Origin of the sequence: Aestuariibius violaceus, assembly GCF_040779325.2 — a bacterium.
Taxonomy (GTDB): Bacteria; Pseudomonadota; Alphaproteobacteria; order Rhodobacterales; family Rhodobacteraceae; genus Aestuariibius; species Aestuariibius violaceus.
The window spans coordinates 214,270-232,625 of the sequence record NZ_JBFONT020000003.1 but is presented as its reverse complement, the minus strand read 5'-3'; the positions used below and the strand labels follow the sequence as shown (position 1 = coordinate 232,625).

The following is an 18,356-nucleotide window of genomic DNA, read 5'->3' as shown; positions in this document are numbered from 1 at the left end:
GCGCGGCACTTTTTTGGAGGCTGCAATGCGCTTGTCCATCAATGTCGGCCTCCACTACGACTTGCCTGAACCATGCGACCTGCTGCTTCAGGTCGAGGTCGCGCAGCTCGATGACCAACAGGTGTCGAACACCCGGCTTGACCTCTCCGGCACGGGGCCTGTCGCCCGCATCCCCGCCCAGGACGAAATCGGCGAACGGCTGTGGCTCACGGCCAGCGGCGCGCTTGTCTGCACCTATTCCGCAGAAGTCGCGATCGACCGCCCCGCGACCGACCTCAACGACCTCCCCGCCGTCCCGCTCCACGATCTGCCGGGCGAGACGGTGCAGTATCTGATGGAATCGCGCTATTGCCCGGCGCAGGACTTCCAGACACTGGTCGCGACCGATTTCGGCGATCTCTCCGGCGGCGCCAAGATCACCGCGATGTCCGACTGGATCAGCGCCAACATCGCCTATGTTCCCGGCGCCAGCGGGCCCGGCACCACCGCGACGGACACGTTCATCCAGCGCCAGGGCATCTGCCGCGACTTCGCCCATGTGATGATCACGCTCGCCCGTGCCGCGGGCATCCCGGCCCGCTTCGCCAGTGTCTACAGTCCCGATGCCGATCCCCCCGATTTCCACGCCGTGGCGCAGGTCTACCTCGCGGGCAACTGGCACCTCGTGGACCCGACCGGGATGAGCCGCCCGGACAACGCCGCCATCATCGGCATCGGCCGCGATGCGGGCGATGTGGCGTTCCTGACCTCCTATGGCCCCGTCGAACTGCGCAACCAATCCGTCAGCGTCCGGCGCCTCTGACAGCGGCCTCCGAGACGCATTCGACCATCAGCGCAGTCGCCGCCACCACGTCACGCAGGTGATCGAAATCCAGCGTCGCCGGCAGGTCGGATCGTTGGTGGTAATGCGGGTTCCGGAAATCCGCCGTATCGGTGACCATGATCGCGGGCAGCCCGGCCTCCCAGAACGGCACATGATCGCTGCGGCCAAAGTTCCGCACGAACGGCACCCGCCGCTCCAGCATCCGTCCGATGATCGGAAAATCGCACGGATCGCGCAACAGAAGCGTCCGCCCCTCGCCCTGCAGCGCATCCAGGCTCGCCGCATAAAGCCGTGCCAGCCGCCCCGCCGGTTCGCGGTACAGAACCGCGCCCCAATCCCCCGCATATCCCCGCGCTCGCGCCGCCCGCTCAACGCGCGGGAAAAGAAGGCCAAAGCCAGGCGGCATCTTCTGGCTCCCCGGTTCGGCCGACGTATAGGCGATGCTCTCGTAGATGATTGCTCCGGTCAGCGGCCGGTCACCCAACTGCTCCCGCACGAAAGCTCGTGCGCCATGCAGGCCGATCTCCTCCATATCGAAGGCGACGAAGATCAGCGTCGGCTCCAGATCCCACCCTGCCACCAGTCGCGCCACCTCCAGCATCGCCGCCACGCTCGAGATGTTGTCGTCCGCCCCCGGCGTTCCGGGCACCGTGTCGAAATGCGCGCCGATCACGATGGCCTCCCGCCGCCGCCCCGGCTTCACCGCAACGACATTGGCTCCCTTGAGCTCCCGATGACGCACGGCAGGTCCGGCGCTGCCCACGGCAAACGGACGGATCTCAGGCTCCAGCCCCGCCTCAGAGAGGCGCGCCGCGATCCCAGCCTCCGTCTCGCTCATGCGATCGGGAAAATGCTGCCGGTCCTGCGGGCCGAGCAGCGCTTCGGTATCCGCGCGCAACCGCGCCGCGCTCACCTGCCCGCGCAAGGTCCGCGCCCGCTCGGCCGTTGGGGCGGGAAAGGAAGGATCAGAGAAAACCATCCGGATCTCCAACAGCTATCATCGCGCTGTCATGGCATATCAATCCCCCTTTGGGCGATGAAAAGTCATGCAACCCCGCCTCGACGCGCCGCCAAAAATGGCAAGAATGGCGCATGAGGGCAAACGCACGCGCCCCGAGGCATCAACAGGACGATATCGATGACCAAAACCTTTCTCCGCACCGTCAGTTTCATCGCCATGGCCTCCGCCGCCTATGCGCAAGAGGCAGGCCCGGATGTGACCCGCGTCGATCTCGGCCAGTCCGGCATCGCGCTTTACACCCTCACGCAAGAGGATGCAGGCACCGACATCGCGCTGACCGTCCCGCGCGACCATGCCGACGACGTCCTCGCCTCGCTCATCATCCGCGACCCGTCGGGCCGTATCGTCGGCATCACCACCGCGACGCCCGCCAGCGTGCCAGAAAGCCTCCGCGGCACGCCCTTCGCTGGCGGCCTGCCCCGCGGCATCACCGCCGTCCTCTCCTCGATGACCGGTGCCGAGATCCGCGTCACCACCGACCGGGAGGAGGTCACAGGCCGCGTCATGGGCCTCTCCGAACGCAGCGAGGTGGTCGGCGACACGACGATCACCCACCCCGCCGTCCTCCTCCAGCAGGAAAACGGCGCCCTGACCGAGGTCGTCCTGCGCCCCGGCGTCTCCATCGCCATCGACGAGGGCATCGGCAACGCGCTGACCGAAGCCGCCGAAAGCCTGACCGGCGACGACACCGAACGCACCTTCGACCTGACGCTCGAAACCGACGACAACGCCGCCCGCGACGTCGAGCTGTCCTACGTCACCGAAGCCCCCGCCTGGAAAAACTCCTGGCGCCTCCTCCTCGACGAAGGCCGCCTGCAGGGCTGGGCCACGGTCGAAAACCTCTCCGGGCAGGACTGGTCGGACATCTCGCTCACCCTCAGCACCGGCACCCCCGTCGCCTATGACCGCGACCTCCTCTCCCCCCTCCGCATCGGCCGCCAGACCCCGCCAAACCTGATCGCAGGCCGCCCGACCGTGCGGCCAGACGTTGGTTTCGTTAGCCCGGCAGATCGACAGCGCCTCCTCAGGGATGCACCAGCAGGAGCAGTTTTGCGGGTTAGCCCTTCCGCTGACATGATCGCCATGGAAGAAGCCGCCCCTGCTGCCCTCGCCCCCGCCGCCCAATCCGCCCAGGAAATCCGCGGCATCGGCAATGTCCGCTACGCCGTCCCCGAACCCGTCGATCTCCCCGCAGGCCAGACGGCCAACCTCCTCTATATCGACCTCGAGATCGACCCCCAGATCCGCGCCCTCTACCAGCCCGGCCGGTCCCGCGACGTCCTTCTCGCCGTCGCACTGACGGCCGATCAGCCGCTCGCCCCCGGCCTCGTCTCGGTCCGCGACGCCAACGGCTTCGTCGGCGACGCGCCCTTCACCGGCCTCTCCGCCGACCAGACCCGCTTCCTGCCCTACGCCGCCGCGCCCAACGCGACCGTCGTCCAGAACCGCAGCGAGGCCGGCACCCGCATCGACTTCGCCGCCACCGACGGCGCGCTCACGGTCGAACTGCGCACCCAGATCGAAACCCAATACGCCGCCACCGTCCCCGACGGGGTCGAGATCTTCGCCGTCGAACACCCCAAAAGCGGCTACCGCTTCATCGAGACGAACGGCGAGATGGAGGAGAACGAGACCTTCCTGCGCATCTCCCGCGAGGTCACGGAAGGCACCGCGTCGGTCCTGGTCACCGAGGAACAGACCATCTTCCGCCAATACGCCCTCGACGCCAACGGCCTCCGGCAGGCCCTCCAGGTCGTCACCACCGGCAGCGCCGAGGTTGACGAGGCGGACGAGGCGATCCTGGCCGAGGCGAGAGAGGCCGTTCGCGCCGTGACCTCCGCCGAAACCAGCATCGCCGATCTCGACCGCAGCTACGATCGACTCCTGCAGGAGCAACAGCGTCTCCGCCAGAACCTGCACACCGTCACCAACGCCGACCTGCGCCGCCGCTACGAGACGCGCCTGTCCGAGACCGAGGACGAGATCCTGGAAACCCTCGACGCCACCGATGCCGCCCGCACCGACCTCCGGGCCCGCCAGACGGACCTGGGCGACATCATCCGCCGCTTCCGCTAAGCCGGCAGCGGCAGGCGCTCCCCGGCGTCTGCCGCCCGCCCCGGGACGTCCGCGCTCGCGTTCCAGACCGCCCAGCCCCTTTAGGTTCACCGCGGGGGTACCTGACAAAAGCCGGTCCAGACGGCCCGCTACACGAACCGCCCCCGCTCTCGTCGCCCGTTAAACCTAACCAGCATCAACCTTAACGCCCCCTCTCCCCGGGGACATCCTCCTCATCTTGCCAAAAGTACCTCCGCCAGAGGCGCCCGAGCAATCGAAAGGCACGACACCAGATCACAGCGGACCGCAAAAACCACCTGCCGCGCTGCAAGATCCTGGCTCGGGTTACCGCCATCAATCGGCTCGCTCCGGCTTCGGATATGGTCATCGACGCCATCCGAAGCCGGGGCTGTCCACGGTCGGGCGCCCCCCACAACCCTGCCCCACCCAAAGCGTATCGGGTCTGGCCAGATCAATCGGTCCTGGAATTCACATTCGTGCCCAAAAACAAAGGCCCGCGAGCGTCGAACGCGATCAAGAACGCTCCCCCTCCCCGCATCCAGATCAACCTCAACGCCCGCGCGACAGAGCCCCTTCATCTGGCCTCAAATACTCCCGCCGGAGGCTCCAGAAGGCGCAATGAGCGCATCCAGCCGATCCGGGGCGCGCGCGCGCAGCAGCAGCACCCGCCTATTCCCCGACCAGATCCCGCGCCCCGGCGCCGCCCTTCACCCGCGGCACCGGCCGCGACGGCATCTCCTTCAGAAGCCCGCCAACCCCCATTGCGGCGATATCCGCCCCGCTCACCGGCACCCCGCACAACACCCGCTCCAGCACCCAATCCGCCCCGTTCAGCGCAGGCGACCGCGCACATCCCGGCAGTCCGATCACCGGCCGGCCGCCAAGCTCTCCGATGAACAGCAGGTTCCCCGGATCGACCGGCATCCCGAACCGTTCGACCGTACCGCCCGCCACCCGCACCGCGTCCGGCGCCGTATCCCGCGGATCGGACGTGGCCGATCCGGTCAGCACGAACAGCACCTCCGCCTCGGACGCTGCCAGAGCCTCCGCCAGATCCTCCACCCGGTGCGGCACGACCCGATACTCTTCCAAGCCGACGCCAAGCCGCTGCAGCCGCATCTCGAGCGCCCGCCGCCCCTTGTCCCCAAGCGGCAGACCCACCTCCGTCTCGATCAACATCGCCCGCCGCAAGACCGCAGGCCGCACGCGCAACGCCCCCTCGGCCCCCGCACAGGCGGCGGCCAGAGCCGCCTCCGGCACGCCGTAGGCGATGATCTTGATCGTCGCCGCCATCCCCCCGGCCTCCAGCCGGTGCCATTCCGGCACGGTCGCGATGGTGATCATCGGATCGACCCCGTTGATCGCCGCGATCGCGCTTGCATCGACCTCCACGATCCCCGGACCCGTCGCGAACAGGTTCACCCGCCCGGTCCCGGCCGCCCCGATCCGCAGATCCAAAGCCGCGGGCTCCGGCGCGATCGCCGCCGCCAGCCGCGCCGCCGCCGCATCTTCGGCCACGTCCTCCGGCCCCAGCCGCGCGATCCAGACCCGGTCCTGCCCTGCCGCGGCCAGCCGCTCCAGATCCGCCGCCGTCAACACGGCGCCTTTCCGGATCCGCCCGCCATCGACGGCCATCGAATGGGCCAGCACCGCCCCTTCGGCCTCGCTCAGGGGAACCTCGCCGAACTCCATCAGCCCCGCCTCAGCGCCTGGGTCATCTCGGCCAGCACCGCCACCGCGATCTCTCCCGGCGTCGCCGCGCCGATATCCAGACCCACCGGCGCATGGATCCGCCCGATCTGCGCGTTCGTGAACCCGGCCGCCTGCAATCGCGCCACCCGCTTCGCGTGGGTCCGGGTCGACCCCAACGCGCCGATATAGAACGCGTCGGACCGCAAGGCCGCCTGCAGCCCCGGATCGTCAAGCTTCGGATCGTGGGTCAGCGTCACCACCGCGGTCCGCCCGTCGATGCCGTAGGCCTCCAAGGCCGCATCCGGCCAATCATCCAGCAGTTCCGTCTCGGGAAACCGCTCTTCGCTCGCAAAAGCCGGCCGCGGATCGACGACCGCGGGGGCATAGCCCGCCAGCCGCGCCATCGGCACCAGCGCCTGCGCGATATGCACCGCTCCGATGATCCCCAGCCGCAAAGGCGGCGCATGCACCAGATCGAACCGCGCCCCGTCCTCCGAAAGGCCGGACTTCCCGCGCCGAAGCACCGCGTCAGCCCCCTCGCCCATCCCGAGGATCTCCGCCCCGCCCCCCGCCAACGCGACAGACCGCACGAACGGCTCCCGCCGCGCGGCCCGGTCCGCCATCTCTTCAAGCGCGCCGACGGGCAAGACACTGCCCACAGGTTCCACCCGCACCCGAATGCGCCCGCCACAGGCCAGCCCGACGGCAAAGGCCTCGTCATCGCTCACGCCATAATCCAGCATCCTGGCGCCACCATCCTCCAGGGCTTCCAGCGCCTCGACGACCACGGCCCCCTCGACGCAGCCGCCAGAGACCGAGCCTGCCATCCCGCCATCATCGGCGATCACCAACAGGCTCCCCGCCGGGCGCGGCGCCGACCCCCAGGTCTCGACGACCGAGGCCACGGCCACACCCCGCCCGGCCCGATGCCAGTCGAGCGCCGTCTGCAAAAGCGTTTCAGTCTCCGTCACTCCGCACCCTCGTCAGAAAGCAGTTGTTGCGCGCCGACCGCACATCAACATAAGCCACCCCGACCCGCCCGAGAAGGTCGCGCGCATATTCTTCCATCTCCGACCTTGGTCTGATCCGCCCGGTCCCGTAGACGATCCGGTCATCCGCCCCATAGGCCTTCACCAGATAATCCGGCGACTCGAACAGGATCGGCGGCAGCCCCTCGCCCTCCCAAGGCGCACACGGCTCGGCGCAAAGAAAGATCGGCCCCTGCTCCGCATAGGGCTGCGGCACCGGAAACGGCCGGGCCGAGAGAACCAGCATCTGCGCCCCCTCAGGCACATTCCGCAGACAACACCGGCACGGCGTCCCCACACCGCCCGACACGGCCCGCTCCGCTGCCTGCCCGTTCGCATCCGGCCCACCGGCCCGCACGGCATCAACAAAGTCCTGATCATAGGGCAGAAATCTCATGGCACGCTCTCCTCCATTGCCTGCCAAACCCTGCCCCGATCTCCCGCGCCAAACGACCCGATCCCTGCGCATCCCGCTTCATCTGGCCAAGAATACTCGATCGCAACGCCAGCCAGCAGAGATGCCCCTGATCATTGGCAAGGGCGCGGCCGGGCGGGCGGGTGTCGTGCCGCAGGCACGCAGGCGCCCTACCGGCCCAGCGCCGCCATCAGCCGCGCCTTCTCCCCGCCATCCTCCGGCCGCCCCATCGCGTCGGCAAGCCCGGCGAGCGACGCGATATTGTGCCCCGCCCGCAGCGCGTCCACATGGGGCAGCATCGCCGCGATCCCCGCCGCCTTGGGCGCAAAACCGTCGAACCGCAGCAGAGGGTTCACCCAGATCAGCCGCCGGGCCGACAGGTGCAGCCGCTCCATCTCCGCCGACAGCCCCGCGCCCGCCTCGCGGTCCAGACCGTCGGTGATCAACAGAACCAACGCCCCCTGCCCCAGCACCCGCCGCGACCAGTCCCGGTTGAACGCGTGCAGGCACGACGCGATCCGCGTGCCGCCTTCCCAATCCTGCGCCTCCGCCCCCGCCGCCGAAAGCGCCGCATCCACGTCGCGCGCCATCAGATGGCGGGAGATATTGGTCAGCCGCGTCCCGAAGGTGAAGGCATGGACCGTCGCCCAGCCCGCCCCTTTCTCGTTCGCCACCGCATGGAGAAAGTGCAAGACCGCCCGCGAATACTGGCTCATCGACCCCGAAATATCGCACAAAGCGACAAGGTTCGGATAGCGCCGCGCGCGCCGCTTCCGCGCGAAATCCCGCAACTCTCCGCCCCGGCGGGCCGCGTCCCGCATCGTCCGCCGCCAATCGGGCAGCCGCCCATGGGGTGCCGCCACGCTCCGCCGGGTCAGGATCGGCGGCACCGGCAGGCTGAGCTTCGCGATCAGCCGCTTCGCCTCGTCCATCTCGGCCACGCTCATCTGCTCGAAATCGAGCGTCCTCAGCCGCTCCTCCCCGCTCGCCGTGGCCGACGCATCGATCTCGATCTCCGAGCCCTCATCCTCCGCCACCTCCGGCAGATCCCGCGCCACATCGCCCAAGAGCGCCTCCGCCGCCCGCTTCTCCGCCGCCTTCGCCACCCGATCCTCGGCGACGCCTTGCACGGCGGGCGTCAGCATGGCGATCATGTGCTCCAGGTACCGCGGATCCCGCCAGTACAGCCGAAAGATCTGGGCAAACACCTCCCGGTGCTCCGGCCGCGTGCAGAAACAGGCCTGCAGGGTGTAATAGAAATCCCGCTTCTCCCCGAACCCCGCCGCCTCCACCGCCCGGATCGCATCCACCACCCGCGCGGGCCCCGCCGGCAGGCCTGCCTTCCGCAGGGCCCGCGCAAAATGGGTGATGTTGTGGGTGAGCTTCGGGTCCTCCGGCAGCTCCAGTTCCGGCAGCGCGACCATGATCAGACGCCCCGCCGGTTGAGGGTGCGGATGCCTCCGGCGGAGGTATTTTTGGCAAGATGAGGAGAGGTATTATCTATGGGCGGCACATCATGAGCGGGAATACCGATATCATACGACCTCAATACCATCTCAGGCCCACCGCATCCGGCTTCGACGCTTGGGATATACGGCGTCTCGTTCGCAGGGCCGAGAGCATCGCGGCCGCCCCTATTCCGCTCAGCGACATCGCAGAGCTCGATGAGAACTACTGGTTTCACGGGGCGACACCCACCGCTCGCGCCATCGTCGAGCACATCGCATTGATCGACGCCGCCGATCTGAGATACCCGATCCTGCTCGACGCCGAGGGCCGTCTCATGGACGGGATGCATCGGGCCGCCCGGGCGCTGCGCGACGGACATGACACCATCCTTGCCAAACGCTTCGCGGCCACGCCCGCGCCAGATTACCGCAACGCCGATCCCGACACGCTGCCCTACGACTGACCTCACGCCGGGGCCAGCTCCGCCTTGACCTCTTCGAGGATCCGTTTCGCCTCCGATCCCTGCAGCTTCTGGATGTCGTCCTGATATTTCAGGATCGCACCCACCGTATCCGCGATCACCTCCGGCGACAGATCCAGGACGTCCAGGGCCAGCAGGCACTTCGCCCAGTCGATCGTCTCGGCCACGCCCGGCTTCTTGAAGAGGTCCTCCGTCCGCAGCCGCTGCACGAAGGCCACGACCTCACGGCTCAGCGCCTCCGCCGCCTCGGGCGCACGGGCCTGCAGGATCTCGATCTCCCGATCGAAGCTCGGATAGTCGACCCAGTGGTAGAGGCAGCGCCGCTTCAGCGCGTCATGCACCTCCCGCGTGCGGTTCGAGGTCAGGATGACGATCGGCGGCTCGGGTGCGTGGATCGTCCCCAGCTCAGGGATGGTCACCTGGAAATCGCTCAGCGCCTCCAGCAGGAATGCCTCGAACGGCTCGTCCGTCCGGTCGATCTCGTCGATCAGCAGCACCGGCGCGCCGCCGGGCTGCGGCCGCATCGCCTGCAACAAGGGCCGCTCGATCAGGTATTCCTCGGTGAAGAGCTCATCCTTCAGGATCCCCCGATCCGCCCCGCCCGCCGCCTCGGCGGCCCGGATCGCGATCATCTGCTCGGCGAAGTTCCATTCGTAGACGGCCGACGACGCGTCGAGCCCCTCGTAGCATTGCAGCCGGATCAATCGCCGCCCCAGCGCCGCCGAAATCGCCTTGGCGATCTCGGTCTTCCCCGTTCCCGCCTCGCCTTCCAGGAACAGCGGCCGCCCCAGCTTCAGCGCCAGAAACACCACCGTCGCCAGCGCCCGCCCGCAGACATAGTTCTGCCCGGCCAGAACCTGCTGAACCTCGTCGATGCTCTCCATGCCGGGCCTCCCTTGCCGCGTCCCGCAACGCTCATGGGCCGTGCGCCTCGCGTCAAGGGGTCCGATTGCTCATGGGCGCCCAGAGGCGTAAACACAATGCGACCTTCAGAGGAGGAGCCCCATGAACCTCGAAACCAAGATCCGCCCCGGCACCGGCCCGGAGCTTTCCCGCTTCGAATGGGACGATCCCTTCCTCCTCGAGGCCCAGCTGACCGAGGACGAGCGCCTCCTGCGCGACGCCGCCCGCACCTTCGCCGACGATCACCTCGCCCCCCGGGTCGCCGAGGCCTATGAGAACGAGACGGCCGATCCGGCGATCTTTGCCGAGATGGGCGCCGCGGGCCTCCTCGGCGCGACCGTGGCCGAGGAAAACGGCGGGCTCGGCGCGGGCTACGTCACCTACGGCCTCATCGCGCGCGAGATCGAGCGGATCGATTCGGGCTACCGCTCGATGATGTCCGTCCAGTCCTCCCTCGTCATGTACCCGATCGAGGCCTACGGATCGGACGCCCAGCGGCAGAAATACCTGCCCGGCCTCGCGAAAGGCGAGCTGATCGGCTGCTTCGGCCTGACCGAGCCAGATGCCGGCTCCGACCCCGCGGGCATGAAGACGACGGCGAAGAAAACCGATGGCGGCTACGTCCTCAACGGCGCCAAGATGTGGATCTCCAACGCGCCCTTCGCCGATGTCTTCGTCGTCTGGGCCAAGTCAGAGGCCCATGGCGGCAAGATCCGCGGCTTCGTCCTCGACAAGGGCACGCCCGGCCTCTCCGCCCCCAAGATCGACGGCAAGCTCAGCCTGCGCGCCTCGGTCACGGGCGAGATCGTGATGCAGAATGTCGAGGTCGGCGAAGACGCCCTTCTGCCCAATGTCGAAGGGCTCAAGGGCCCGTTCGGCTGCCTCAACCGCGCCCGCTACGGCATCTCCTGGGGTGCGATGGGCGCGGCAGAGGCGTGCTGGCACACCGCGCGCCAATACGGGCTCGACCGCAAGCAGTTTGGCCGTCCGCTGGCCCAGACCCAGCTCTTCCAGAAGAAACTCGCCGACATGCAGACCGAGATCACGCTCGGCCTGCAAGGCGCCCTCCGCCTCGGCCGGATGATGGAGGACGGCAGCGCGTCGCCGGAACTCATCAGCCTCATGAAGCGCAACAATTGCGGCAAGGCGCTCGATATCGCCCGCGCGGCCCGCGACATGCTCGGCGGCAACGGCATCTCTGGATCGTTCCCGGTCATCCGCCACGCCATCAACCTCGAGACGGTGAACACCTACGAGGGCACCCACGACATCCACGCATTGATCCTGGGACGCGCGCAAACCGGCCTTCAGGCGTTCTTCTAAACCAGAATCGGGAAAATCCGGCCTCGAACCTTCCGTTTCGGCCTGCAAGTTAATAAGTTGTTAACCGTGCTTGCTGGGGCACGACGGGACGGATTTTGACATGACTTATTTTGAGGCCGATCTTTCCGGCCTGGACGGGGGTGCCTGGCTTGGGCGCCTCGAAGACATTACCGAAGAGTTCGGGCGCTTCGAACCTCTCGGCCCTGATCACAGCTCCGCCTATCTGGAAGGGGGCGATCAGCTTCTCGTCTCGTTCGAAAGCCGGGCCGATGTGGTCAAGACGCTCAAGCGCGAACCGCTCGGCGTCACCTACCGGCGCCGCAATGGCTGGTCGACGCTGACGATCCTGTCGGACAAGCAAAGCTGGTTCCGCCACCGGGCGATCTACCAGCATTTCGACCAGCTCGCCGATGACGGCTTCTTCGAGCTGTTCGATACCGTCACCTTCATCGGCGAGGGCCCGGGCGGCTATGCGGCGGCCGCCTATTCCGCCGCGGCCCCAGGTGCGACCGTCGTCGCGATCCGGCCCCAGGCCACGCTCGACCCCCGCATCGCCGGCTGGGACGACCGGTTCCGCAAGCAAAGGCGCACCGGGTTCTCCGGCCGCTACGGCTACGCCCCCGACCTGATCGAGGCGGCGGGCCATGCCCTCGTCGCCTTCGACCCGCACCAGCGGCGCGACGCGATGCACGCGGCGCTCTTCATCCGGCCAAACGTCACCCTGCTGCGCTGCCCGTTCAACCGGCTGCGCCTGCGCGAGGATCTGGACGGGATGGGCCTGCTCGACCCGCTGCTCGAAGCCGCGATCGCGGGGCGCCTGACCGAACGGGTCTTCTGGGAGCTCTACCGCAAGCGCCGGACCCACCTGCCCTATCTGCGCGGCCTCGTCATCCTGCTGGAACGGCGCGGGCGCGGCGACCTGGCCGCGCGCGTCTGCCGCTTCGCGATGAAGGAACTGCCGCACCCGTTCTTCGCCCGGCGCCTCGCCAAGCGCCAGACGACCCGGCCGCTCAAGCGTCAGATGTAAAGGATATCGCTGTAGACGTAGCGCGCGATCGCATCCCGGCTCAGGCCGAGAGCGGCCAGTTCGGCATCGGTCTTGGAATTCAGCCGCTCGAACTCGGCAGACCGGTTCTGGGCGCGGGCGACGGTCTCTGCCCCGCGGGCAAGGCCGGAAAAGACGGAACGGAAAGCGTTTCTTGTACGGGCCATCGGGGGCCTCCTTTCTGCTCTGGTCCTCCCTGCCCTAGAGATACGTCATAGAAGCTGACGTAAAACCGCAAATCCCGAAACCCCGCCATGCGCTCCTCGCATGGCTGCGCTCTATGGCCGCTCCCCCGCTTCCGTGCTAGCGCTACGTCCCATGACAACCGAACTGACGATCCGCCGCCCCGACGACTGGCACCTGCACCTGCGCGACCACGCCCTCCTCGCCGCCGTCACGCCCGAAACCGCCTGCCATTTCGGCCGCGCCCTCGTCATGCCGAACCTCGATCCTCCGGTCACCACCGCCGAACATGCCCGCAGCTACGCCCACCGGATCATCCAGGCGGTCCCCGCCGATTGCGATTTCGTCCCCCAGATGACGCTCTACCTGACCGAGGACACCGATCCCGACGATGTCGCGAAGGCCCATGACGAAGGCAGCGCGCTGGCCGTCAAGCTCTACCCGGCGGGCGCCACGACGAATTCCGGCTCCGGCGTCCGCGATATCGAAAAGGTCCGCCCCGTCCTTGCCCGCATGGCCGAAATCGGCATGCCGCTCTGCATCCACGGCGAGGTCACCGACGACGACGTCGACATCTTCGACCGCGAGGCCGTCTTCATCGACAAGGTCCTCAAACCGCTGCGCAAGGCCGAACCGGACCTGCGCATCGTCCTCGAACACGTGACCACCGAAACCGCCGTCGACTATATCCGCGACGCCAAGAAGGGCATCGCCGCGACGATCACGGTCCACCACCTGATCATCAACCGCAACGCCATCCTCGCGGGCGGGATCAAGCCCGATTTCTACTGCCTGCCCGTCGCCAAGCGCGAAAAGCACCGCGTGGCCCTCGTCCAGGCCGCGATCTCGGGCGACCGGCGCTTCTTCCTCGGCACCGACAGCGCGCCCCATACCCGCGACGCCAAGCTGCAGGCCTGCGGCTGCGCCGGCATCTTCACCGCGCCCAACGCGCTCTCCTGCCTCGCCGAGATCTTCGAAACCGCAGATGCACTGCCCAAGCTCGAAGCCTTCACCTCGATCAACGGCGCGCGCTTCTACGGCCTCGACCCCGCCGAGGAGACCATCCGCCTCGTCAAAGGCGACCCGGTCGAGTACCCGATCGAGGTCCTGTCCGATGACGGCCCCGTCCTTGTCTTCGACCCCGGTTTTCCACTGCACTGGCGGGTCGAGACCTGAGGGCGGGATTTTTGAGTATTTTCAGCCAGATGAAGCCCGCATGATTCCCAGCACCTACCCCCCGAAAGACGAGATCGCCCGCCTGACCGCCCGCGCCCTGCTGGAGATCGGCGCGGTCCATTTCAACGCCGCCGAGCCCTATACGCTCGCCTCCGGCCTCAAGGCGCCGACCTATATCGACTGCCGCAAGCTGATCTCCTACCCGCGCATCCGCGCCACCCTGATGGATTTCCTGGCCGTGCAGACCCTGCGCGAGGCCGGGTTCGAAGCCTTCGACAACATCGCGGGCGGCGAAACCGCGGGCATCCCCTTCGCCGCGCTGGTGGCCGAGCGGCTGGCGCTGCCGATGACTTACGTGCGCAAGAAGCCCAAGGGCTACGGCCGCAATGCCCGCATCGAAGGCGCGATGACCGAAGGCCAGCGCGTCCTGCTGGTCGAGGATCTGGCGACCGACGGCGGCTCCAAGCTCTCCTTCGTGGACGCCATCCGCGACACCGGCGCCACCTGCCACTGGACGGCGGTCATCTTCTTCTACGGCATCTTCCCCGACGCCCTGCCCGCGCTGGCGGACCACGGGATCTCGATGATCCACCTCGCCACCTGGTGGGACGTGCTGGCAGAGGCCAAGGCCCAGGGCAGCTTCGACACCGCGACCCTGACCGAGGTCGAGGCGTTCCTGAACGCCCCCCGCGATTGGCAGGCCGCCCGGGGATGAGCGGCACGCGGCCGGACAATGCCGCGCCCGACCTCGACGCGGTGCTCGACGCCGCCTGGCCGGAGCTGCAGAAGGCCCGCCTCAAGACCCATCTCTATGTCGGCATCGCGCTTGCGATCTTCGCGACGATCTTTGCCCTCGTCCTCGCCGCATCTGCGGAATTCGGTCCGTTCGCAGGCATCTTCCTCCTCGTCTTCACGATCATCGCCATCGCCGCCGGATCCGTTCACCTCAGCGGTCTGGCCTACGGCGCCTTGATGCCTGCCATCGTGAAGGTGTCGGGCCTCGATCATGACGAGACCGGCCTGGAAAAGCACGACCGGCTCAAGAATTCCGGCTTCCTGCCCGTCCAGAACACCACCAAAAGCGAGGACGCCTTCCACGGCCAGATCGGCGAGGTTCCGTTCTGCAAGGTCGAAGTCGACATCGCCGACAAGCGCACCTACCGCGACAGCGACGGCGACACCCGCACCAAGACGACGACCTATTTCGACGGCTACGTCTTTCTGCTCGATGGCCTGGCGGCCAACAGCCGCACCCTGATCGTCCAGCACAAGGGGCGCGGCGCCAAATGGCTGCATCGCCGCATGATCCGCTCAGGCTTCAACGAGGCGGCGATCTCGGACCATACCAGCCCCGACGGGGCCACCTTGAGTGTCTATGCCCCCCGCAAGGACGGCGCCCTGACCGAGAACAGCCAGGCCTTCCTCGATCGCATCTTCCGCATCGACGCGGCGCTTCCCGACGGCCAGCGGGTCTTCTCGGCCCTGCAGTCAACGACCGGTACGTACCTTGCCATCAACACGGGGCGTAACCTCTACAGCTTCGGTGGCCTCTTCATCACGAAGGACCGGCTGCGCGCCCAGATCGGCCAGGCCCTCGACGACCTCCAGTCGATGCTCGCCACCCTCGCCATCCTCATCCCGCCCGAGAAACAGGCGTAGGGTGGGTGCTTCCCCCCACCCGTCCCGCCAAGAAACCTGTGCACCGCCTTGTGGACACTAAGGGGATCAACAATCCCCAGAATCGCCCGCTTATCCCCACGCTGGACGGGCCGCCCCATCGCGACACAATATCTGCCCCCTTGCGCCGCTCGAAATCCGCTATCATGCGCCCAAAGCCCTGAGTCGTCCCGTGACTTACCAACAGCGACAGGGTCCCCGCCGGTGCGTAAGACACCCGGATCATAAAAAGACGAGGAGAGAGCAGTGAACCAGATCGCGACGCTTCCGGCGGGCCAGGCGGAGGAGGCGGGGCCAGACCCGATGCCCCATTCCATCGAAGCCGAACAGCAGCTTCTCGGCGCGATCCTCACGAAGAACGATATCTTCGACCGTATCTCCTCGATCATCCAGGCCAAGCATTTCTACGACCCGGTCCACCAGCGCATTTTCGAGACCGCCGCCTCCCGGATCGCCCGCAACGCGCTGGCCACGCCCACGACGCTCAAGACCTTCCTCGAGGACGATCCCGGCCTGCAGGAACTCGGCGGGCCCGCCTACCTCGTCCGCCTCGCCGGCGCCGCCGTCGCCTCCTTCGCGGCCCGCGACTACGCCCAGATGATCTACGACCTCGCCATAAGGCGCGAGCTCATGGCGCTCGGCCAGAACATCGCGACCCGCGCCGCCAAGGTCGATGTGGAAAGCGAACCGGCCGAGCAGATCGTCGAGGCCGAACAAGAGCTCTACAAGCTGGCCGAGACCGGCCAGACCGAAAGCGGCTTCCAGTCCTTCCTGCGCGCCGTCACCGACGCGGTCGAGGGCGCGAACGCCGCCTACCAGCGGGAAGGCGGCCTCGCCGGGGTCTCCACCGGCCTCACCGATCTCGACAAGAAGCTCGGCGGCCTGCACAAATCCGACCTTCTGATCCTCGCCGGCCGCCCGTCGATGGGAAAGACCTCGCTCGCCACCAACGTCGCCTTCAACATCGCCAAGGCCTACCGCAAGGGCGCAAAGCCCGACGGCGGCGAAGGCGCCGTCGATGGCGGCGTCGTCGGCTTCTTCTCGCTCGAGATGTCGGCCGAACAGCTCGCCGCAAGGATCCTGTCTGAGGCCTCCGAGGTGCCCTCCGAACAGATCCGCCGCGGCGACATGACCGAGGCCGAGTTCCGCCGCTTCGTCGAGGCTGCCAAACAGCTCGAGGCCTGCCCGCTCTTCATCGACGACACACCGGCGCTCCCCATCGCCCAGCTCGCCGCCCGCGCCCGCCGGCTCAAGCGGACACACGGGCTCGACGCGCTCTTCGTCGACTACCTCCAGCTCTGCCGCGGCACCGGCAAGGGCGACAACCGCGTCAATGAGATCTCCGAGATCACCCAAGGCCTCAAGGCCATCGCCAAGGAGCTCGACATCCCCGTCGTCGCCCTCTCCCAGCTCTCCCGCCAGGTCGAGAACCGCGACGACAAGCGCCCGCAACTCTCCGATCTCCGCGAATCCGGCTCGATCGAGCAGGACGCCGATGTCGTGATGTTCGTCTTCCGCGAGGAATACTACAAGGAACGCGAAAAACCCGGCGATCATGAGATGGAGAAGATGGCCCTCTGGCAGGAAGAGATGGAGAAGCTCCACGGCAAGGCCGAGGTCATCATCGGCAAACAGCGCCACGGCCCCATCGGCAGCGTCGATCTCAGCTTCGAAGGCCGCTTCACCCGCTTCGGCAACCTCGTGAAGCCCTGGCAGCAGGGCGGCAGCAACTTCTAGACAGAGCGCACCGCCACATAGGTTGCGATACGCTGATGGCCCGGAATCAAGGCCCAACGGGCCAGCGCCGGCCCGCCCCGACGGGCTGGCGCTTTGCCATCTCACGCTGACGTCAGAGGGAAGATGAACACGGCACCATAAAAGCGCTCCGCTCAGCCGTTGCAGCGCCATCCCACGGGCCGCCGCTGGCCCGGCTTGCGTTTCAAACTCGAGGCTCGTCAGATCACCGATCCCGCCAAAGCAAAGCTCACACCCTCACGCCTCCACGACGCCACCGACCCCGGATCCCCCACAGGGGCGGCAGCGCCGCGCCCAGCAGGATCACCGCGATACCGATCGCCGCCATCGACCCGATCGGCGTATCGAAGATGATCGACGCAGCCAGCGCGCCGACCCCCGGCGCCCCGGCCGCGAGAAGGCCGAGCGTCGGTGTCGTCAGACGCGACAGGGCGAAGTTGTAAGCAAGATAGCTGGCCGCCGTCATCCCGAGGATCAGGTAGAGGAAGGCCGGCGCCTCCGACGCGACCGCCCCCGGATCCACCTCGGCGCCGGTCACCACGACACCGGCCCATGCGACCGCTGCACCGCCCGTCACCTGAAGCGGAGCGAGCACGAACCAGGGAAGAACCGCCCCGGTATTGAAGGCCCGTCCCGTGATCATGGCCGCGCTCGTCAGGATCAGGCCAACGCCGCCCAACGCGAACCCCGCGACCGTGTTCGCACCTGTCGCCTCGCGCTCGGAGACGAGCAGGACCAAGCCCGCCATGCTCACCGCGATGCCGACAAGGACGATCGGGCGCAAGGCTTCCTTCAGGATCAGCCGTCCCCCGATGGCCACGAAAGCCGGTCCGAGCGCAAGCAGAAGAACGGCCGTGACGCTGTCGAGGCGTCCGCTCGCGGCCGTATAGACCACCATGAAGGCGCCGGGATGCAGCGCGCCCAGCGCCAGACCCTTGAGGATGGATCTGCGCGGCACCGCAGCCTTGGGGAATACCAGCCAGCGGACGAACCAGAGCACCACGCCCCCTCCGGTCGCCTGGATGGCAACGATCAGAAAGGGGCTGAACGAGGCGACGAGCCATTTCTGCACGACCACCCCGATCGGTCCAAGGCTGAAGGCGAAAAGAGCAGCCATGACGCCGAATGCCGCGCCCGGCGATGGGGCGGCGGAAACGGGCGTCGGCGAATTGGCAGGATCGGCAGGATCGGCAGGATCGGCAGTCATCGGAGCCTCGGAAGAACGGGGCGCAAGCGGTGGTCGCTGCGCGGATGACATGCTACTACTCAAGTAACAATCTAAATGCAACTGAAGAAGTAGCATGATATG

Annotated in this window: 17 protein-coding genes; 9 read left to right on the top strand and 8 right to left on the bottom strand. The window is 67.5% G+C overall.

Going from position 1 to position 18,356, the window contains the following annotated elements; all coding sequences use genetic code 11:
- The first annotated feature begins 25 nt into the window (after positions 1-25).
- Positions 26-802 (top strand): transglutaminase-like domain-containing protein, encoded by a 777-nt coding sequence (locus tag AADZ90_RS13180; RefSeq protein ID WP_367310472.1) that lies wholly within the window; start codon positions 26-28, stop codon positions 800-802.
- On the opposite strand, the gene AADZ90_RS13175 is transcribed toward AADZ90_RS13180, so the two are convergent.
- Positions 783-1,802: a M20/M25/M40 family metallo-hydrolase gene (locus tag AADZ90_RS13175; RefSeq protein WP_367310471.1), complete on the bottom strand. Its 1,020-nt coding sequence runs from the start codon at positions 1,800-1,802 to the stop codon at positions 783-785. The two genes, AADZ90_RS13180 and AADZ90_RS13175, sit on opposite strands and share 20 nt — an antisense overlap.
- A 159-nt stretch (positions 1,803-1,961) precedes the next feature.
- Here AADZ90_RS13175 and AADZ90_RS13170 point away from each other — a divergent pair, with 159 nt between their 5' ends.
- On the top strand, positions 1,962-3,920 hold the full coding sequence (locus tag AADZ90_RS13170; protein WP_367310470.1) for a DUF4139 domain-containing protein: 1,959 nt from the start codon (positions 1,962-1,964) through the stop codon (positions 3,918-3,920).
- Between the two features lie 669 nt (positions 3,921-4,589).
- Here AADZ90_RS13170 and AADZ90_RS13165 read toward each other — a convergent pair.
- The 4 genes from AADZ90_RS13165 to AADZ90_RS13150 all read right to left on the bottom strand — a co-directional run bounded on the left by AADZ90_RS13165 (position 4,590) and on the right by AADZ90_RS13150 (position 8,479).
- Positions 4,590-5,612, bottom strand: a complete 1,023-nt coding sequence (locus tag AADZ90_RS13165) for a molybdopterin-binding protein (RefSeq protein WP_367310469.1) — start codon at positions 5,610-5,612, stop codon at positions 4,590-4,592.
- On the bottom strand, positions 5,612-6,583 hold the full coding sequence (locus AADZ90_RS13160) for an XdhC family protein (protein WP_367310468.1): 972 nt from the start codon (positions 6,581-6,583) through the stop codon (positions 5,612-5,614). The genes AADZ90_RS13165 and AADZ90_RS13160 overlap by 1 nt, the downstream gene beginning before the upstream one ends.
- Positions 6,570-7,037, bottom strand: a complete 468-nt coding sequence (locus tag AADZ90_RS13155; RefSeq protein WP_367310467.1) for a DUF1203 domain-containing protein — start codon at positions 7,035-7,037, stop codon at positions 6,570-6,572. Before AADZ90_RS13155 ends, AADZ90_RS13160 begins: the two co-directional genes overlap by 14 nt.
- Before the next feature lie 188 nt (positions 7,038-7,225).
- Entirely contained in the window at positions 7,226-8,479 is a 1,254-nt protein-coding gene (locus tag AADZ90_RS13150; protein ID WP_367310466.1) for a vWA domain-containing protein, read from the bottom strand.
- Positions 8,480-8,571: 92 nt separating this feature from the next.
- Here AADZ90_RS13150 and AADZ90_RS13145 point away from each other — a divergent pair, with 92 nt between their 5' ends.
- Positions 8,572-8,967, top strand: a complete 396-nt coding sequence (locus tag AADZ90_RS13145) for a hypothetical protein (RefSeq protein ID WP_367310465.1) — start codon at positions 8,572-8,574, stop codon at positions 8,965-8,967.
- Positions 8,968-8,969: 2 nt separating this feature from the next.
- On the opposite strand, the gene AADZ90_RS13140 is transcribed toward AADZ90_RS13145, so the two are convergent.
- Complete coding sequence (locus AADZ90_RS13140; RefSeq protein WP_367310464.1) at positions 8,970-9,869, bottom strand: AAA family ATPase; 900 nt, start codon at positions 9,867-9,869, stop codon at positions 8,970-8,972.
- Positions 9,870-9,990: 121 nt separating this feature from the next.
- On the opposite strand from AADZ90_RS13140, the gene AADZ90_RS13135 reads away from it, so the two are divergent.
- Positions 9,991-11,211: an acyl-CoA dehydrogenase gene (locus tag AADZ90_RS13135; RefSeq protein ID WP_367310463.1), complete on the top strand. Its 1,221-nt coding sequence runs from the start codon at positions 9,991-9,993 to the stop codon at positions 11,209-11,211.
- 100 nt (positions 11,212-11,311) lie between these two features.
- The gene (locus AADZ90_RS13130) at positions 11,312-12,238 is read left to right on the top strand and encodes a phosphoadenosine phosphosulfate reductase (protein ID WP_367310462.1); all 927 of its coding nucleotides are present in this window, start codon (positions 11,312-11,314) and stop codon (positions 12,236-12,238) included.
- Here AADZ90_RS13130 and AADZ90_RS13125 read toward each other — a convergent pair.
- Positions 12,229-12,423 carry a hypothetical protein gene (locus tag AADZ90_RS13125; RefSeq protein ID WP_367310461.1) on the bottom strand — a complete coding sequence of 65 codons (195 nt, stop codon included), beginning with the start codon at positions 12,421-12,423 and terminating at the stop codon, positions 12,229-12,231. The genes AADZ90_RS13130 and AADZ90_RS13125 overlap by 10 nt on opposite strands.
- A gap of 151 nt (positions 12,424-12,574) precedes the next feature.
- Between AADZ90_RS13125 and pyrC the strand changes: the two genes are divergently transcribed.
- The 4 genes from pyrC to AADZ90_RS13105 all read left to right on the top strand — a co-directional run bounded on the left by pyrC (position 12,575) and on the right by AADZ90_RS13105 (position 17,029).
- The gene (pyrC, locus tag AADZ90_RS13120; RefSeq protein ID WP_367310460.1) at positions 12,575-13,615 is read left to right on the top strand and encodes a dihydroorotase; all 1,041 of its coding nucleotides are present in this window, start codon (positions 12,575-12,577) and stop codon (positions 13,613-13,615) included.
- A gap of 40 nt (positions 13,616-13,655) precedes the next feature.
- Positions 13,656-14,330, top strand: a complete 675-nt coding sequence (locus AADZ90_RS13115; protein WP_367310459.1) for an orotate phosphoribosyltransferase — start codon at positions 13,656-13,658, stop codon at positions 14,328-14,330.
- Positions 14,327-15,274: a hypothetical protein gene (locus AADZ90_RS13110; protein ID WP_367310458.1), complete on the top strand. Its 948-nt coding sequence runs from the start codon at positions 14,327-14,329 to the stop codon at positions 15,272-15,274. The genes AADZ90_RS13115 and AADZ90_RS13110 overlap by 4 nt, the downstream gene beginning before the upstream one ends.
- Before the next feature lie 264 nt (positions 15,275-15,538).
- On the top strand, positions 15,539-17,029 hold the full coding sequence (locus AADZ90_RS13105; protein WP_367310457.1) for a replicative DNA helicase: 1,491 nt from the start codon (positions 15,539-15,541) through the stop codon (positions 17,027-17,029).
- Between the two features lie 247 nt (positions 17,030-17,276).
- Here AADZ90_RS13105 and AADZ90_RS13100 read toward each other — a convergent pair whose 3' ends face one another.
- Positions 17,277-18,254, bottom strand: a complete 978-nt coding sequence (locus tag AADZ90_RS13100) for a DMT family transporter (protein WP_367310456.1) — start codon at positions 18,252-18,254, stop codon at positions 17,277-17,279.
- Positions 18,255-18,356 lie beyond the last annotated feature (102 nt).

What these genes read in the sequence shown, in the direction of transcription:
- AADZ90_RS13125 (WP_367310461.1), bottom strand. Translation starts at nt 12,423, where the DNA reads ATGGCCCGTACAAGAAACGCTTTCCGTTCCGTCTTTTCCGGCCTTGCC.
- AADZ90_RS13110 (WP_367310458.1), top strand. Translation starts at nt 14,327, where the DNA reads ATGAGCGGCACGCGGCCGGACAATGCCGCGCCCGACCTCGACGCGGTG.
- AADZ90_RS13145 (WP_367310465.1), top strand. Translation starts at nt 8,572, where the DNA reads ATGAGCGGGAATACCGATATCATACGACCTCAATACCATCTCAGGCCC.
- AADZ90_RS13170 (WP_367310470.1), top strand. Translation starts at nt 1,962, where the DNA reads ATGACCAAAACCTTTCTCCGCACCGTCAGTTTCATCGCCATGGCCTCC.
- AADZ90_RS13140 (WP_367310464.1), bottom strand. Translation starts at nt 9,869, where the DNA reads ATGGAGAGCATCGACGAGGTTCAGCAGGTTCTGGCCGGGCAGAACTAT.
- AADZ90_RS13175 (WP_367310471.1), bottom strand. Translation starts at nt 1,802, where the DNA reads ATGGTTTTCTCTGATCCTTCCTTTCCCGCCCCAACGGCCGAGCGGGCG.
- AADZ90_RS13180 (WP_367310472.1), top strand. Translation starts at nt 26, where the DNA reads ATGCGCTTGTCCATCAATGTCGGCCTCCACTACGACTTGCCTGAACCA.
- AADZ90_RS13130 (WP_367310462.1), top strand. Translation starts at nt 11,312, where the DNA reads ATGACTTATTTTGAGGCCGATCTTTCCGGCCTGGACGGGGGTGCCTGG.
- AADZ90_RS13100 (WP_367310456.1), bottom strand. Translation starts at nt 18,254, where the DNA reads ATGACTGCCGATCCTGCCGATCCTGCCGATCCTGCCAATTCGCCGACG.
- AADZ90_RS13165 (WP_367310469.1), bottom strand. Translation starts at nt 5,612, where the DNA reads ATGGAGTTCGGCGAGGTTCCCCTGAGCGAGGCCGAAGGGGCGGTGCTG.
- AADZ90_RS13155 (WP_367310467.1), bottom strand. Translation starts at nt 7,037, where the DNA reads ATGAGATTTCTGCCCTATGATCAGGACTTTGTTGATGCCGTGCGGGCC.
- AADZ90_RS13135 (WP_367310463.1), top strand. Translation starts at nt 9,991, where the DNA reads ATGAACCTCGAAACCAAGATCCGCCCCGGCACCGGCCCGGAGCTTTCC.
- pyrC (WP_367310460.1), top strand. Translation starts at nt 12,575, where the DNA reads ATGACAACCGAACTGACGATCCGCCGCCCCGACGACTGGCACCTGCAC.
- AADZ90_RS13150 (WP_367310466.1), bottom strand. Translation starts at nt 8,479, where the DNA reads ATGGTCGCGCTGCCGGAACTGGAGCTGCCGGAGGACCCGAAGCTCACC.
- AADZ90_RS13115 (WP_367310459.1), top strand. Translation starts at nt 13,656, where the DNA reads ATGATTCCCAGCACCTACCCCCCGAAAGACGAGATCGCCCGCCTGACC.